16 protein-coding genes are annotated in these 15,364 nt (G+C 68.0%); 9 read left to right on the forward strand and 7 right to left on the reverse strand.

Translation table 11 applies throughout. The features are described 5' to 3' along the window. Positions 1 to 59 precede the first annotated feature (59 nt). Both pacR and AC5P7A_RS07900 read left to right on the forward strand, forming a co-directional pair. Complete coding sequence (gene pacR, locus AC5P7A_RS07895; protein WP_041863077.1) at positions 60 to 2,381, forward strand: PacR family protein; 2,322 nt, start codon at positions 60 to 62, stop codon at positions 2,379 to 2,381. A 52-nt stretch (positions 2,382 to 2,433) separates the two neighbouring features. Beyond that, complete coding sequence (locus AC5P7A_RS07900) at positions 2,434 to 3,513, forward strand: NAD(P) transhydrogenase subunit alpha (RefSeq protein ID WP_069118521.1); 1,080 nt, start codon at positions 2,434 to 2,436, stop codon at positions 3,511 to 3,513. A 120-nt stretch (positions 3,514 to 3,633) separates the two neighbouring features. Here the strand turns inward: AC5P7A_RS07900 and AC5P7A_RS07905 are convergent, their stop codons facing one another. From AC5P7A_RS07905 to AC5P7A_RS07915, 3 genes are read right to left on the reverse strand one after another with little or no spacing between them, the layout of a single operon-like run. Continuing rightward, entirely contained in the window at positions 3,634 to 4,086 is a 453-nt protein-coding gene (locus AC5P7A_RS07905; protein ID WP_014646015.1) for a DUF3106 domain-containing protein, read from the reverse strand. Between the two features lie 3 nt (positions 4,087 to 4,089). After that, positions 4,090 to 4,419 (reverse strand): membrane protein, encoded by a 330-nt coding sequence (locus tag AC5P7A_RS07910; RefSeq protein ID WP_032956964.1) that lies wholly within the window; start codon positions 4,417 to 4,419, stop codon positions 4,090 to 4,092. After that, on the reverse strand, positions 4,416 to 4,970 hold the full coding sequence (locus AC5P7A_RS07915) for an RNA polymerase sigma factor (RefSeq protein ID WP_014646017.1): 555 nt from the start codon (positions 4,968 to 4,970) through the stop codon (positions 4,416 to 4,418). The genes AC5P7A_RS07910 and AC5P7A_RS07915 overlap by 4 nt, the downstream gene beginning before the upstream one ends. Positions 4,971 to 5,098: 128 nt before the next feature. On the opposite strand from AC5P7A_RS07915, the gene AC5P7A_RS07920 reads away from it, so the two are divergent. Both AC5P7A_RS07920 and AC5P7A_RS07925 read left to right on the forward strand, forming a co-directional pair. After that, on the forward strand, positions 5,099 to 5,419 hold the full coding sequence (locus tag AC5P7A_RS07920; RefSeq protein WP_014646018.1) for an NAD(P) transhydrogenase subunit alpha part 2: 321 nt from the start codon (positions 5,099 to 5,101) through the stop codon (positions 5,417 to 5,419). Continuing rightward, positions 5,416 to 6,876, forward strand: a complete 1,461-nt coding sequence (locus tag AC5P7A_RS07925) for an NAD(P)(+) transhydrogenase (Re/Si-specific) subunit beta (protein WP_495220014.1) — start codon at positions 5,416 to 5,418, stop codon at positions 6,874 to 6,876. The genes AC5P7A_RS07920 and AC5P7A_RS07925 overlap by 4 nt, the downstream gene beginning before the upstream one ends. 337 nt (positions 6,877 to 7,213) lie before the next feature. On the opposite strand, the gene AC5P7A_RS07930 is transcribed toward AC5P7A_RS07925, so the two are convergent. Further along, positions 7,214 to 7,633 carry a hypothetical protein gene (locus tag AC5P7A_RS07930; protein WP_046429036.1) on the reverse strand — a complete coding sequence of 140 codons (420 nt, stop codon included), beginning with the start codon at positions 7,631 to 7,633 and terminating at the stop codon, positions 7,214 to 7,216. Between the two features lie 122 nt (positions 7,634 to 7,755). Between AC5P7A_RS07930 and sufT the strand changes: the two genes are divergently transcribed. The 3 genes from sufT (at position 7,756) to AC5P7A_RS07945 (ending at position 11,674) form a co-directional block, all read left to right on the forward strand. Continuing rightward, a complete protein-coding gene (sufT, locus tag AC5P7A_RS07935; RefSeq protein ID WP_005415385.1) occupies positions 7,756 to 8,307 on the forward strand; it encodes a putative Fe-S cluster assembly protein SufT in 552 nt (183 codons plus the stop codon). 59 nt (positions 8,308 to 8,366) lie between these two features. Continuing rightward, on the forward strand, positions 8,367 to 9,461 hold the full coding sequence (locus AC5P7A_RS07940) for a branched-chain amino acid aminotransferase (RefSeq protein WP_014646022.1): 1,095 nt from the start codon (positions 8,367 to 8,369) through the stop codon (positions 9,459 to 9,461). A gap of 470 nt (positions 9,462 to 9,931) precedes the next feature. Then, positions 9,932 to 11,674, forward strand: coding sequence for a S8 family peptidase (locus AC5P7A_RS07945; RefSeq protein ID WP_197606791.1), 1,743 nt, complete (start codon positions 9,932 to 9,934; stop codon positions 11,672 to 11,674). A gap of 88 nt (positions 11,675 to 11,762) precedes the next feature. Here the strand turns inward: AC5P7A_RS07945 and AC5P7A_RS07950 are convergent, their stop codons facing one another. The 3 genes from AC5P7A_RS07950 to wrbA form a co-directional block, all read right to left on the reverse strand. Next, positions 11,763 to 12,248 carry an asparaginase domain-containing protein gene (locus AC5P7A_RS07950; RefSeq protein ID WP_010481766.1) on the reverse strand — a complete coding sequence of 162 codons (486 nt, stop codon included), beginning with the start codon at positions 12,246 to 12,248 and terminating at the stop codon, positions 11,763 to 11,765. A 79-nt stretch (positions 12,249 to 12,327) separates the two neighbouring features. Beyond that, positions 12,328 to 12,663, reverse strand: a complete 336-nt coding sequence (locus tag AC5P7A_RS07955; RefSeq protein WP_014646024.1) for a DUF2069 domain-containing protein — start codon at positions 12,661 to 12,663, stop codon at positions 12,328 to 12,330. Then, positions 12,660 to 13,253: an NAD(P)H:quinone oxidoreductase gene (gene wrbA, locus AC5P7A_RS07960; RefSeq protein ID WP_069118531.1), complete on the reverse strand. Its 594-nt coding sequence runs from the start codon at positions 13,251 to 13,253 to the stop codon at positions 12,660 to 12,662. Before wrbA ends, AC5P7A_RS07955 begins: the two co-directional genes overlap by 4 nt. A 77-nt stretch (positions 13,254 to 13,330) precedes the next feature. Here wrbA and AC5P7A_RS07965 point away from each other — a divergent pair, with 77 nt between their 5' ends. Further along, positions 13,331 to 14,605, forward strand: coding sequence for a YihY family inner membrane protein (locus tag AC5P7A_RS07965; RefSeq protein WP_032956948.1), 1,275 nt, complete (start codon positions 13,331 to 13,333; stop codon positions 14,603 to 14,605). Continuing rightward, positions 14,602 to 15,177 carry a TlpA family protein disulfide reductase gene (locus tag AC5P7A_RS07970; protein ID WP_241887123.1) on the forward strand — a complete coding sequence of 192 codons (576 nt, stop codon included), beginning with the start codon at positions 14,602 to 14,604 and terminating at the stop codon, positions 15,175 to 15,177. Before AC5P7A_RS07965 ends, AC5P7A_RS07970 begins: the two co-directional genes overlap by 4 nt. The last annotated feature ends 187 nt before the right edge of the window (positions 15,178 to 15,364 follow it).

Consider the following 15,364-nt stretch of genomic DNA (forward strand, 5'->3'; position numbering starts at 1 on the left):
CCGGTCGTCGCGATGTCCATGCTGTCTGTCGTACCAGAGAAGGTGGGGAGCCTTCCCGAATGATGAGCGTGCCCACACCGATGGGATCGCCGGGCCGTGACCCGGCCCAGCTCCAGCTTGCCCGGGACATGGTCCTGCCCGCGCTGTGCCAGGCCTTCGGGGCCGCACTGGCGCGATTCGACGATGCCCTGTTCGACCGCGCCGGCAATGCCGGCTCGTCGCAGTTGCTGTTCCTGGACGCGATGCGCGAACTGCGCCGCCGCCGTGAGGAGATCGCTGCCGCCTTCGCCGGCCACCTGCAGCAGGCGTGGGCCGCATTGGCGGCCGGTGAGCCGCTGTCGGCCGAGGCGACCCTGTCGGGGCCGGCCGAGGATGGCCTGAGCCTGCTGGCCGAACACGTACTGGAATCGCGGTTGGCGGTGCGCAATTTCGCCACTGTATTGCTGCGTGACTTCAAGCCGGTGCTGGCGCGGCTGGACCGCCGCCTGGGCCGGTTGATCGGCGGCGTGGAACTGGACGCCGACCACAATCCCATCAGCCCCGAACATCTGGGCGTGGCCATCCACGAGGCCTTTGCCGGTTGCGAACTGGCCCCGGAAGTGCATCTGGTGCTGATCAAGCTGTGCGAGCGCGACCTGCGTGCACCGGTCGGCCGCATCTACGAGAAGCTGGACGAGCAGCTGGCCGCAGCCGGCGTGATGTCGCAGATGGGGGCTCCGCAGCGCCCACAACCGCCGGCACCGGATCCGCGCATGACCGGGATGCTGGATGACCTGGTCGAGCATCGCCACGGCGCGGGCGTCGATCCGGGGTTCAGCGATGACGAGCAGGCCGCACCGGCTTGGGCGCAGCGCTTTGCCGCCCGCTGGTCCGAGCGCCGCGGGCATATGCAGCAGCACCTGGGCGGCGATGATGGCGCCGCCGGCGAGGCCTACGCCGGCCAGCAAGGCATGCTGCTGGAAGCGTTGCACGAACTGCTGCAGCAGACCCGCCATGTGCGTGAGGACGCCACGTCTGCGGCACAGGTGGCGGTCGGCCAGCAGCGCCCGCTCAGCCAGCGCGAAATGATGTCGGTGCTGTCGCTGCTGCAGGCCACGCCGAGCGCGACGCTGCGTGCAGCCATCGGCGAGGACGGCGAATCGCTGGCGCAGCGGCTGAAGAGCGAAGTGCTGTCCAGCGCCACCCAGCTCGGCGTCGATCCGGGCCAGACCCGGCTGGACCCGCAGGATGAGGATGCCATCGACCTGGTCGGCATGCTGTTCGACGTGATGCTGGACGAGCGTGAACTGGAAGGCCGCTCGCGCGAACTGATCGGCCGCCTGGTCGTGCCTTTCGTCAAGGTCGCCATGCTCGACCGCCGCATGTTCGTGCAGAAGACCCATCCGGCGCGCAAGCTGCTCAATTCGCTGGCCGAGGCCTGCGAGGGCAACACCGGCGAGAGCCAGGCCGAGCGCATGCTGATGGCCAAGGTCGAGGAGATCATCGAGCGCCTGGTGGCCGAGTTCAACGAAAACCTGGCGATCTTCCTGACCCTGGAAGAAGAATTCCGCGAGTTCCTGGTGCAGCATCGCCGCCGCGTGGAAATCGCCGAGCGTCGCGCCGCAGAAACGCAACGCGGCCAGGAAAAGCTGGAAATGGCCCGCACCCGGGCCGGTGCGGAACTGGATCGTCGCATCGGTGATGCCACCCTTCCGCCGGCCATTGCCGAGTTCCTGCGCCAGCCCTGGCAGCACCACCTGACCCTGGCGCTGCTGCGCGAGGGCGAAGAAGGCGCGTCGGTGGCCGAGGCACTGAGCCTCGGCGACGGCCTGCTGGAGGAAGTGGCCGAGGCACGCCGGCAGATTGTCGGCAAGCCATGGCTGCAGGCCTGGCAGCCGGTGCTGGCCAAGGTGTTTGCCAGCGTCGGTGTGCACGGCGATGCGGCTACCGGTGCGATCGACGCCCTGCACGACACGTTGCAGGGCATCGCCGAGTCGCGGCCGGAACTGCAGCGCGCGCTGCCCGAGCTGCCGCAGGTCGCGCTGCCGGCACCGCCGGTGGCCGAATCGCCAGCGGTGGAACTCAGCGGGCAGATCGATGCCGACGATTTCGACAACGCCGATGCCGACCGCTTCCGACGCATGGAAATCGGCAACTGGTTGGACTTCGTCGACAAGGACGGCAAGGTCCAGGCGGGCAAGCTGTCCTGGGTCAGCCCGATTTCCTCGCGCCTGCTGTTCGTCAACCGTCGCGGCGTGCGCTTCTGCGTGGCCTCGCCAGAAGAGCTGGCGGTGATGGTGCGGCTCGGCCGCCTGCGTGCCCACGTTGACGATGGCGCCTTCGACAGCGCCATGCAGGGCGTGATCGACCGCCTCGACCCGGGCAGCACCACCCTGCACTGAGTGCTGGCTGCCTGCTAGGATCGGGAAAACTCACCGATCAGCGGGGACCTGCATGGCCGTGGCGTTGCTGGGGATCAAGGAGACCGCGCCGGGTGAACGGCGCGTGGCGTTGACACCGGAAACCGCGCGCAAGCTCGGTGCCCTCGGCATTACGGTCTGGTACGAGGCCGGCGCCGGGCTGGCCGCCGGCTTCACCGATGCCGCCTATGACGACGCCGGCGCACGTGTCTTCGACGCGGGCCGCTGGGCCGAGATCGATATCCTGCTGTGCGTGCAGGCACCTCCTGCGACGGTGCTGGAGCAGCTCAGGCCCGGTGCCAGCGTGGTTGGCCTGCTGGCACCGGCCAACGATCCGGCGCTGGCCGCGCTGGCGGCCGATGATCGCCTGCAGCTGTTCCCGCTGCAGCAGCTGCCGCGCACCACCCGCGCGCAGGCGATGGATGTACTCAGTTCGCAGGCCGGCATGGCCGGCTACAAGGCCGCGCTGATTGCCGCCGAACGCGCGCCGCGCTTCTTCCCGATGCTGACCACCGCCGCTGGCACCGTGCGGCCGGCCAAGGTGCTGGTGATCGGTGCCGGCGTGGCGGGCCTGCAGGCCATCGCCACCGCGCGGCGCCTCGGTGCACAGGTGGAAGGTTTCGATGTGCGCCCGGAAACCCGCGAGCAGATCCAGTCACTGGGTGCGCGCTTCCTCGATCTTGGCGTGAGCGCGACCGGTGAAGGCGGCTACGCGCGTGCGTTGACCGACGAGGAGCGCGCCGAGCAGCAGCGTCGGCTGGCCGACCACCTGCGCAGCGTGGACGTGGTGATCTGCACGGCTGCCGTACCCGGTCGGCCGGCGCCGACCATCGTGACCGCCGCGATGGTGGAGGGCATGGCCACCGGCAGCGTCATTGTCGATCTGGCGGCCGAGAGCGGCGGCAACTGTGCACTGACCCAGCCGGGGCACTGCATCGAACACCAGGGCGTGACCATCGATGGTCCGCTGGGCCTGGCCAGTCGCGGCGCGACCCAGGCCAGTGAGATGTATGCGCGCAACCTGCTCAACTTCGTTGCGCTGTTCGTGCGCGAGGGGCGGCTCGGTTTCGACTGGGACGACGAGCTGCTGGCAAAGACGCGCTGGCAGGCATGAATGACGTGGGGTCAGATCCCTTTGCCTCTGGCAAAGGGATCTGACCCCGATCTCCCGCAATCTGCCAGGGGTCGGATCCCTTTGCGTCAGCAAAGGGCTCTGACCCCGTTCCCCGGGGCCTTACCGCGGCTTCGCCGGCGGCGGGTTGTCGCGCACCCAGTCCCGGCGCTGCTCCGGCGTCATCTGCGACCAGCGCTCGCGCAGCGCGTCGCGCTGTGCCGGCGGCATGTTGCGCATCTGCCCGAACAGGGCGCGTGCCTGTTCACGCTGTTCCGGGCTCATGTGCTCGAAGCGGCGCAGGCCGCGGCGGGCCTTGTCGCGCTCCTCCGGGCTCATCGATTGCCAGCGCTGGCCGTGCGAGAGCATGCGCTGGCGCTGGCCGGCATCAGCGCTGTTCCAACGGTCGCGCAGCGGCGCCAGCAGGGACTCTCGCTGGGATTCGCTCAATTGCTCCCACGCAGGCAATGGCGCGACCGGTGCGGCAGGGGCGGGCGTGGCGTTCTGCGCCAGCGCCGGAACGGCCGGCAGCAGCGCCAGGGTCAACAGCAGTGGCAGGGCAAGCAGTCGGGACATGATTTACTCCATCGCCAGGTCGGTATCGCCCAGCCACAGGTACAGATCGGGATTCTCGTCGTAGAGCGCGCCGTTGTCTTCCACTGAAGCAAGCACGGGGTCCGGCGGCGGACCCGCAAGCGTGCCATGGCCGGTGAACTGCAGGCCGATGCCCAGTGCAACCACCAGTGAGCAGGCGCTGGCCAGCCACCAGCGCCAGCGCCCACGATGGGTGGTGGCCGTGGCGCCGTGGCGAGCTTGGCGCAGCCGGGCCAGCGTTGCCGGCGACAGCGCCTGCAGCGACTGCGCGTGCAGGCGGCGCAGGGTGTCATCGGAAGGCAGGGAGCGGTTCACGGGTGGGTCTCCAGGTAGTCCTGCAGCGCCTGCCGGGCGCGTGCCAGATGGGTTTTTACCGCGCCTTCGCTGCAGCCCATGGCGCGGGCGGTGGTGGCCCCGTCCAGGTCCTGCAGCACGCGCAGGGTGAAGGCCTCGCGCTGGCGGGCGGGCAGGGTGCGCAACGCGTCCACCAGCTGCTGGTACTGCTGGCGCTGCTCATGTGCCTGTGCCGGGTCCGGGCCGGGATCGGCCCAGTCGATCTCGCCGCCTTCCGCGTCCTGGTTGTCGCGCCAGAACGGCAGGCGGAAGCGGCGCCGCCGCTGCAGGTCGATCACCCGGCGGCGCAGGATGCTCCAGAACAGCGGCGCCCATTCGGCGGCCGGCTTGTCGGTGTAATCCAGCATGCGCAGCAGCGCGTCCTGCACCGCATCCATGGCGTCTTCGCGCTGGCGCAGGCCGGCCTCGGCGAAGCGGAACGCACGCGGGCCGACGCTGGCCAGGAATGCCTCCAGCGATGCCGGCAGGGCATCGGTCTCGGCGCTCGGGGGGGCGGGGCTGCTCACCAGCACAGGGTACGGTTCCTCGCTCGGGGTCACTATCGACAACGCGTGAGCGGCGCTCCGGTTGACGCCGGGTGCGCGCCGGGTTCAGCCCATGGTTATGATGGGCCGACGAAGACAGAGCAGGAGCGTTGCCGGTGAGTGACGGGTTCGTAGCGCTGTACATCTTCATGCTGGCAGCCATCGCCGGCCACGTGATCATTTCGCGGGTGCCGGTGATCCTGCATACCCCGCTGATGTCGGGCTCCAACTTCATCCACGGCATCGTGCTGATCGGCGCGATGGTGGTACTGGGGCATGCGCAGACGCCGCTGGAGAAGGCACTGGGCTTCCTGGCCGTGGTGCTCGGCGCCGGCAATGCCGCCGGTGGCTACGTGGTCACCGCGCGCATGCTGGAAATGTTCAAGCCGAGCGCGCCCAGGGGCGGCAAGGACGAACCGAAGGAGCCGCAGGCTTGAACATCAGCACCGTCGAACTGCTCGACTGGCTGGTCAAGGCCAGCTACCTGGTCGCCGCCACGCTGTTCCTGCTCGGCCTGCAGCGCATGGCCTCGCCGCTGACCGCGCGCAGCGGCATCCGCTGGGCCGGGCTGGGCATGCTGCTGGCCACCGCGGCCACCTTCTTCCTGCCCGAACTGCACAACGTGCCGTTGATCCTGGTGGCACTGCTGCTGGGTGCGGGCCTGGCCTGGTGGTCGGCCGGCAAGGTTGCCATCACCGACATGCCGCAGATGGTGGCGCTGTACAACGGCATGGGTGGTGGCTCGGCGGCGGCGATCGGTGCGGTGGAACTGCTGCGCTATGCCTTCCTGGCCCACCGCGATACCAGCCACTGGAGCGCGCAGGCGCTGGCCGACCTGGCCGCGCGCCAGCCGTCCGGCACGATGCTGCTGCTGGCGGTGGTCGGCGCGGCGATCGGCGCGGTGTCGCTGTCCGGCTCGGTGATCGCGTGGGCCAAGCTGGATGGACGCCTGGACAAGCGCGTGACCTGGCCCGGCCAGCAGGTGATGAACCTGCTGGTGGCGCTGGCGGTGGTGGTGCTGGCGATCATCGCGGGCAGTACGCTCAGTGCCTGGGCGATCGTTGCCTTCTTCGTGCTGGCACTGGCGCTGGGCGTGCTGATGACGCTGCCGATCGGCGGTGCCGACATGCCGGTGGTGATCTCGCTGTACAACGCGTTCACCGGCCTGGCAGTGTCGTTCGAAGGTTATGTGCTGGGCAACGAGGCGCTGATCATCGCCGGCATGATGGTCGGCGCGGCCGGCATCCTGCTGACCCGGCTGATGGCCAAGGCGATGAACCGGCCGATCCGCAACGTGCTGTTCTCCAACTTCGGCGGCGGTGCTGGTGGCGAAGCGCAGGCGATCAGCGGCGCGCAGAAGCCGATCGAAGCCCCGGATGTCGCGGCGATGATGGCCTACGCCGAACGCGTGGTGATCGTGCCTGGATACGGCATGGCCGTGGCCCAGGCCCAGCACAAGATCTGGGAACTGGCGCAGCGGCTGGGCCAGCGCGGGGTGAAGGTGAAGTTCGCCATCCACCCGGTCGCCGGGCGCATGCCCGGGCACATGAACGTACTGCTGGCCGAAGCGGGCGTGCCCTACGACCTGATCGCCGACATGGATGACATCAATCCGGAGTTCACCAACACCGACGTGGTACTGGTGATCGGTGCCAACGACGTGGTCAATCCGGTCGCGCGTACTGATCCGGCCAGCCCGATCTACGGCATGCCGGTGCTGGACGTGGTCAACGCGCGCAACGTGGTGGTGATCAAGCGCGGCAAGGGCACCGGCTTCGCCGGTATCGAGAATGCGCTGTTCTACGCTGACAATACCCGCATGCTCTATGGCGACGGCGCCGAAGCGGCCGCCTCGCTGGTGAGCGAGCTGAAGGCGCTCGACGGCGGGCATTGAAGACCGGGGTCGGATCCCTTTCCGCAGGACAGGGCTCTGACCCCTTTCCCGGCCAGCGGCCGGCACTACCCCCATCCGCGCGTGGTGGTTGCATCTGGTAGGTGCGGACCTTGGTCCGCACGCTTTTGCCGGCCAGCGGCCGGCACTACCGGATCCGCGCGTGGTGGTTGCATCTGGTAGTGCGGACCTGGGGCCGCGCGCTTTTGCCGGCCAGCGGCCGGCACTACCGGATCCGCGCGTGGTGGTTGCATCTGGTAGTGCGGACCTGGGGCCGCACGCTTTTGCCGGCCAGCGTCCGGCATTAACCCCCATCCGCGCGTGGCGTGGATCTACGCGCTCAGCGCGCCAGCCAGGCGCCGACGACCACGGCCACGGCCAGCCACAGCCATTCCATCGCGCCATTGGCCAGGTTGATCAGGGTCCAGGCCAGGTGCGGGCCCATCCGCGTGGTGGCGTCCCACAGGTCCAGACCGATCGAGCCGCCCATCCAGGCGCTGGCGATGGCCCAGTTGGCCACGGCGGCCACCAGCAGAGTGCCGAGCACGACCAGGGCGATGCGCAACCGGCCCGGGCCCAGTGTGCCCAGGCGCAGCATGAACACCAGTTCCAGGGCGGACACTACCGCCATCCAGCCGACCTGTCGGCCGGTCATCAGCGCCAGGACCATCCAGGCGAGGGGAGCAACAAGCAGACCCAGCAACAGCATGAGGGACCAGAGCCAGGTGACGGTCCTGGCACGCGTGGCAATGGAGGACATCGAAGCTCCCTGAAGATCACCCACAGGATACTGTGGTTTGCCGCAGTGCACCGGCGGTGCCGGGGCGGCTGGGCTAGAATGCCGTCTTGCGTGGCCCCGGCCACGGCCCCATATCGGTCCCCATGTATTCCCGTAGCAGCGAACCTGTCCACTTCGAACGCGATTGCGAGGCCGTGATGGTCCCGCAGGGCGATACCGTGACCCTGCCTGCCGGCAGCTATGGGTACATCACCCAGGCGCTGGGCGGCAGCTATTCGGTGTTCGTCGAGGGCAACCTGTTCCGCATCGCCGGCAAGGACGGCGACGCCATCGGCAAGGAGGCGCCGGCACCGCTCGAGCTTCCGGCCGACGCCACCGATGAGCAGGTGGAACAACTGGTGTGGCAGCAGCTGCGCACCTGCTTCGACCCGGAGATTCCGGTCAACATCGTTGAACTGGGCTTGGTCTATGAAGTCGAGATCAAGCATCTGGACGAAGGCAAGCGCGAGATCGACGTGAAGATGACCCTGACCGCACCGGGCTGTGGCATGGGCGAGATCCTGGTCGACGACGTGCGCAGCAAGCTTGAAATGATCCCGACGGTGGCCGAGGCCGACGTCGACCTGGTGTTCGACCCGCCGTGGAACCAGCACATGATGTCCGAGGCGGCGCGGCTCGAGACCGGCATGCTTTGACCCAGGGCCCGCAGTGACGCGGGCCCGGCACTACCCGCAACCAGAACAGGAATCCTCCGGTGTCCCAGTCCATTCCCAGCTTCGCCGTCACCCGTTCGGACCACCCGCGCAGCGCTGAAGAGCGCGCCAAGATCCTGGAGAAGCCGGGCTTCGGCCTGCACTTCACCGATCACATGGTGGAAGTGCGCTGGGACAAGGATGCCGGCTGGCACAACGCCAGCGTGCGTGCCTACGGCCCGCTGCAGCTGGACCCGGCCGCGGCCGTGCTGCACTACGGCCAGGAGATCTTCGAAGGCATCAAGGCCTACCGCCATGCTGACGGCTCGATCTGGACCTTCCGCCCGGATGCCAACGGCCGTCGCCTGCAGCGTTCGGCGCAGCGCCTGGCGCTGCCGGAACTGCCGGTGGAGATCTTCGTCGAATCGCTGAAGCAGCTGATCGCCGTCGACAGCGAGTGGGTGCCGTCGGCCGACGAGTCGAGCCTGTACTTCCGCCCGTTCATGATCGGCGACGAAGCCTTCCTCGGCGTGCGCGGCGCGCACAAGGCCGGCTACTACGTCATCGCCAGCCCGGCCGGCCCGTACTTTGCCAAGGGCGTGGCTCCGGTGTCGATCTGGCTGTCCACCGAATACGCGCGCGCGGCCAAGGGCGGCACCGGCGCCGCCAAGTGCGGTGGCAACTACGCCGCCTCGCTGCTGCCGCAGCAGAAGGCGCAGGCGCAGGGCTGCTCGCAGGTGCTGTTCCTGGACCCGGTCGAAGGCAAGTACCTGGAAGAACTGGGCGGCATGAACGTGTTCCTGGTCTACAAGGACGGCACGCTGGTCACCCCGGAACTGTCCGGCAGCATCCTCGAGGGCATCACCCGCGAGAGCATCCTGCAGCTGGCGCGCGACCGTGGCATGAAGGTCGAAGAGCGCAAGGTCAGCATCGACGAGTGGAAGGACGGCGTGGCCTCCGGTGCGATCAGCGAAGTGTTTGCCTGTGGCACTGCGGCGGTGGTTACCCCGATCGGCCAGCTGAAGGGCGAGGGTTTCTCGGTGGGCGACATCAACGCGCCGGCCGGCGAAGTGACCATGTCGCTGCGCAAGGAACTGACCGACATCCAGTACGGCCGCCTGCCGGACCGGCACAACTGGCTGGTCAAGCTGGGCTGATCGCTCACGCTGAACTGTAGAGCCGAGCCCACGCGCGGCTGCGTTTCTGGAAAGCCCGTCCCTGTGACGGGCTTTCTGCGTTGTGGACAGGTGGGTGGGGTCAGATCCCTTTTCCGTGGGAAAAGGGATCTGACCCCCCACTCCGACCCCGAATCGGCGGATGCCGATGTCGGCAAAGTCATCGCAGGACAGGTGATGACCCAGTCAGGTGTGTGCAGAAGATGAGAAAGTTCCTTCACCTTCACAAACCCTCGACCCGGGAAGTCTCAGAACGAACATTTCATCTTGCTGAAAAGACGCTGAAAATCTTGTGGTGTCCGGTTTTGGTCATTAGCGTCATCTGCACGGCGGATCGATAGGGGGATCCGCTGACTCGCCGGACTTCGAACCTCGCCAACGCAAGCCAGCCCATGGTTCGGGCCGGTGCTTCTGCCGATTCCGGCATTCACACCACTAGAAAGGGAAATACGATGTCCCAGGTAACGCAACCGCGTGTGCGTCGAGTGTGGGTGGTCCTTGGTGCGTCCGTTCTGTCATCGCTGCTGCTGGCCACGCCTGCGCTGGCCGGTGACGTCCAGCTCAGCGGCCTGCAGTCTGCGCCGACGCACCAGCGCTTCATCGTGAAGTACCGCGACGGCAGTGCGCCGGTGGCCAACACCACCGCACTGGCCTCTTCGCTGAAGAGTGCCGCCGCCGGCCTGGCCAGCAGCCAGGGCCGTGCGCTGGGCCTGCAGCAGGTCCGCAAGCTGGCCGTCGGCCCGACCCTGGTCAGGACCGACCGCCCGCTTGACCAGGCTGAATCCGAGCTGCTGATGCGCAAGCTGGCCGCCGACCCGAACGTGGAATACGTCGAAGTCGACCAGATCATGCGTGCGACGCTGACCCCGAATGACACCCGCTTCAGCGAACAGTGGGGCTTTGGTACCTCCAACGCGTCGATCAACGTGCGGCCGGCCTGGGACAAGGCCACCGGCACCGGCGTGGTGGTGGCCGTGATCGATACCGGCATCACCAACCATCCCGATCTCAACGCCAACATCCTGCCCGGCTATGACTTCATCAGCGATGCCGCGATGGCGCGCGATGGCGGTGGCCGCGACAGCAACCCGAACGACGAGGGCGACTGGTATGGCGCCAACGAGTGCGGCTCGGGCATCCCGGCGTCCAACTCCAGCTGGCACGGCACCCACGTCGCCGGCACCGTGGCGGCGGTGACCAACAACAGCACCGGCGTGGCCGGCACGGCGTTCAACGCCAAGGTCGTCCCGGTGCGCGTGCTCGGCAAGTGCGGCGGCTATACCTCCGACATCGCCGATGCGATCGTGTGGGCCTCCGGCGGCACCGTCAGTGGCGTGCCGGCCAATGCCAATCCGGCGGAAGTCATCAACATGTCGCTGGGCGGGGGCGGCACCTGCTCGGCCACCTACCAGAACGCGATCAACGGCGCGGTCAGCCGCGGCACCACCGTGGTGGTCGCCGCTGGCAACAGCAACACCAACGTGTCCTCGTCGGTGCCGGCCAACTGCGCGAACGTGATCGCGGTGGCGGCCACGACCTCGGCCGGTGCGCGTGCCAGCTTCTCCAACTATGGTGCCGGCATCGACATTTCCGGCCCGGGCCAGAGCATCCTGTCCACCCTCAACACCGGCACCACCACGCCGGGCAGCGCCAGCTACGCGTCCTACAACGGCACCTCGATGGCGGCGCCGCATGTGGCCGGTGTGGTGGCCCTGATGCAGTCGGTGGCGCCGAGCCCGCTGAGCCCGGCACAGGTCGAGAGCATCATCAAGAGCACCGCACGCCCGCTGCCGGGCGCCTGCTCGGGGGGCTGCGGCGCCGGCATCGTCGACGCCAACGCGGCGGTCACCGCAGCGATCAACGGCGGTGGCAACCCGAACCCGGGTGGCAACGTGCTGCAGAACAATGTGCCGGTGACCGGCCTGGGCGCCGCGACCGGTGCCGAGCTGAACTACACCGTCGCCGTCCCGGCCGGCAGCACCCAGCTGCGCGTGGCAATCAGTGGCGGCAGCGGTGATGCCGACCTGTACGTGCGCCAGGGCAGTGCCCCGACCGATACCACCTACACCTGCCGTCCGTACCTGAGCGGCAACAGCGAGACCTGCACCATCAACAGCCCTGCCGCCGGCACCTGGTATGTGCGGGTGAAGGCGTACAGCACCTTCTCGGGCCTGACCCTCAGCGCCCAGTACTGAGCCCAAGTCCCTCTCCAAGGGCACGCCCTGGCTTCGGCCGGGGCGTTTTTGTCCGGGTGGGTGCCGACCTCGGCCGGCACGCTGTTCCTCAGACCGACTCGAAACGGTTCGCCGCCACGTTCTTGCGCACATGCTGCGGGTCGAAGATCCGCCCGTTCATCGCGATGTACACGCCGCTCGGCAGCGACTGCACCGCACCGATCGCACAACCGATGTTGAACTCCGCATCCGAGCCGCGGAAGCGTGCCGGGCTCAGCGCACCGGTCATCACGATGGTCTTGTCCGGGATCGTCGCCAGCACCTTGCCGGTCTGCACCATCGAATCGGTGCCGTGGGTCACCAGCACGTGCCGGGTGGGCTGCGCGGCGATGGTGGCGCGGATCAGCTCGCGGTCTTCGTCGTTGATGTGCAGCGAATCCTTGCGCAGGATCGGAATCACGTTGAAGCGGAACGTCACGCCCAGCTCGCGCAGGATCATGCCGATCTGCGGATCGCCGATCTGGTAGTCCGACTTGTCGTCGAAGTAGATCTTGTCGATCGTGCCACCGGTGGTGACGACCAGGAGCTCTTCCATCATGTGCATGCGCGAAACCAGGACAGGGACTGCGGCGCGGGGCCAGGAATGCAGATGATAAGGCCCTGGGCGCGCAGCGTCAGCGCCGCTTGCCGAAGCGGGCGCGCAGGCCGGGCAGGCTGGCGCTGAAGATCACCAGCAGCGCCAGCGCGATCTCGATCAGCGCCAGCCAGCGCGTCTCCGGGTGGCTCCAGGCGCTCATCACGCCGTGGCTGAACCAGCCCAGCGCCAGCACCGAGGCCCAGAAGCCGGCCTTGCGCCAGCCCAGGCGCACGGCGATGGCCAGCGCCAGCGGTGGCGCGGTGAACACCAGCTGGGTGGCCAGCCAGTGCCTGTCATTGATGAACCAGCCTGCGAACAGCGCGGCCAGCCCCATCAGGGCCAACAGCAGGACCGTGCGCGGCGCGCGGTTCATCGGGCCAACCGCTGCGCGATGTCGGCCACCCGGCGCCCCAGCGCGCGCGCCAGAACCGCTTCGTCGTCGGTCGGCTGCGGATCGTCGGCGGCACCGGCCACGTGGCTGGCGCCATAGGGCGTGCCGCCACTGATGGTGTGGCTCAGCGCCGGTTCGGTGAACGGGATGCCGACGATCACGCAGCCGTGGTGCAGCAGTGGCACCTGCATCGACAGCAGGGTCGATTCCTGGCCGCCGTGCATCGAGGCGGTGGACGTGAACACGCCGGCCGGCTTGCCGGACAGGGTGCCATTGACCCATTCGGCGCCCAGCCCATCCAGGAAGTGCTTGACCGGCGCGGCCATGTTGCCGAAGCGGGTGGGGCTGCCGAGCAGCAGGCCCTGGCAGTCGACCAGGTCCTGCACGCTCACGTAGGGGGCGCCATCGTCGGGTACCGGTGGCTGCGCGGTCTGGGTCACGGCGGCCACCGGCGGCACCGTGCGCAGGCGCGCGGTCATGCCCGGCACTTCGCCGATGCCCCGCGCGATCTGGCGCGCCAGCCGTGCCACCGAACCGCCCCGGCTGTAGTACAGCACCAGAATCTCGCCCATCGTGCCCGCTTCTCCTCGTCGTGTGGCTACCAGTATGGCTATCCTGCCAGCATTCCGCATCGGGTACCCTTCCACCGATGGAACCTTTGGATACGCTCAACCTGTGGATGGAGCGCGCGCGGGATCGCGCACGGGCCATCAGTTTCGGCCGCTTCCTGTGGCATCGCTTCCTCGACGACCGCCTGTTCCAGGCAGCGGCGGCGCTGGCCTACACCACGGTGTTCGCGCTGGTACCGCTGGCGATCGTGGTATTCGGTGTGCTGTCGGCCTTCCCCGTCTTCGACCGCTGGAGCGATCAGCTCAGCGACTACGTATTCTCCAACTTCGTGCCCTCCGCGGCGCGTGCAGCCGAGGGCTACCTGCGGCAGTTCTCGGCCAGTGCCGGCCAGCTGACGGCGGCCGGCTTCATCGCACTGGTGGCCTCACTGCTGATCACGCTCAACAGTGTGGAAGAGACCTTCAACCAGATCTGGCGGGTTGGCTCGACCCGGCCCAAGCTGACCCGCTTCCTGGTCTACTGGACCGTGCTGACCTTGGGCGCGATGCTCGCCGCCGCATCGCTTGCGGTATCGGCGCGGGTGTTCGCGATGCCGTTGTTCGGTACCCAGGAGGGCCGTTGGTTGGCCGAGCTGGCGCTGCGGCTGGCGCCGATCCTGATCGAGTTCGTCTGCATCACGCTGATGTTCCGGGTGGTGCCGCACCACACGGTGAAATGGCGGCATGCCGTGCCCGGCGCGATCCTGGCGGCGGTCATCCTGGAACTGGTGAAGTGGGGCATCGGTGCCTATCTGGGCAGCTTCCAGTCCTACCAGAAACTGTATGGCACGGTGGCGTTCGTGCCGATCCTGCTGCTGTGGATCTACCTGTGCTGGGTGGCGGTGCTGCTGGGGGCGTCGCTGGCTTCTTCGATGGCCGCCTTCCGCTACCAGCCGGTGGAACTGCGCCTGCCGCAGGGGTATGAGTTCTATGGACTGCTGCGCCTGCTTGGCCGCTTCCAGCATGCACGGGCCAAGGGCAAGGGCCTGGCCGATGACGAGATCCTGCGGCTGGAGCCGATGCTGACCGATTCACTGCTGCAGGACCTGATCTGCAACCTGCAGGAGATCGACCTGCTGCGCCGCGACGAGCGGGGCGAGTGGCTGCTGTCGCGTGACCTGGACCAGGTCAGCCTGGCCGATCTGTACGAATGCACCCAGCTGCGCATCCCGGTGGCCGAGCAGCACCTGCCGTACCGTGATGACAGCCTGGGCCGTGCCGCACTGGCGGCGCTGGACGATCTGCGGCTGCCCCTGCGCGAACGCCTGAAGCGCAAGGTCAGTGATATCTATACCGACTCTGGAGACATGCCATGACCCGCAAGACGCCGTTGCCGCTGCTGCTCCCGTTGACCCTGCTGCTGGCCCTGGCGGCCTGCAAGCCGGCCCAGGAGCCGACACCGGCCAGCAGCCAGCCGCCGGCACAGGCGCCGACGCCGACCACTCCGGCACCGGTCGATGAAACCCCGGCCGAGCGCACCACTGCCGAATTCCCGACCTTGAAGATGAAGGCGGTGGATGGCAGCGACTACGATCTGGCCGCGCATCGTGGCAAGTGGGTGGTGGTGAACTTCTGGGCGACCTGGTGCGCCCCGTGCCGCAAGGAGATGCCCGAGCTGTCGGCGCTGCATGCGATGCGCAGCAACATCGAGGTGGTCGGCCTGGCCTACGAGGACATCGAAGTGCCGGAAATGCAGTCGTTCCTGACCAAGCATCCGGTGACCTATCCGATCGTGATCGTGGACCCGTTCGATCCGCCGGCCGACTTCGCCACGCCGCGAGGCCTGCCGTTGACGCATCTGCTAAATCCGCAGGGCAAGCTGGCCCACACCTTCCTTGGCCCGGTGACCGCCGCCGACATCGAAAAGCAGATCGCTGCTGGCAAATAGTGGGGTGGTCGGCAGGGCCTGCGGCCCTGCACCTCGGTACGCGCCATCGCATGCGCGCTGCCGCTCCCACGCTTCGCTGCGCGAACCGCGGGCCCCACTTACCAACACCCAAACCCCCGCCGCTTCGCGGCCGCCCCCTGACTCAGGGGGCTCTGCCCCAGACACGATCCGACGCCCGCCAGGCCAA

The sequence above is a fragment of the Stenotrophomonas sp. YJH_SMC_65 genome (assembly GCF_059369475.1).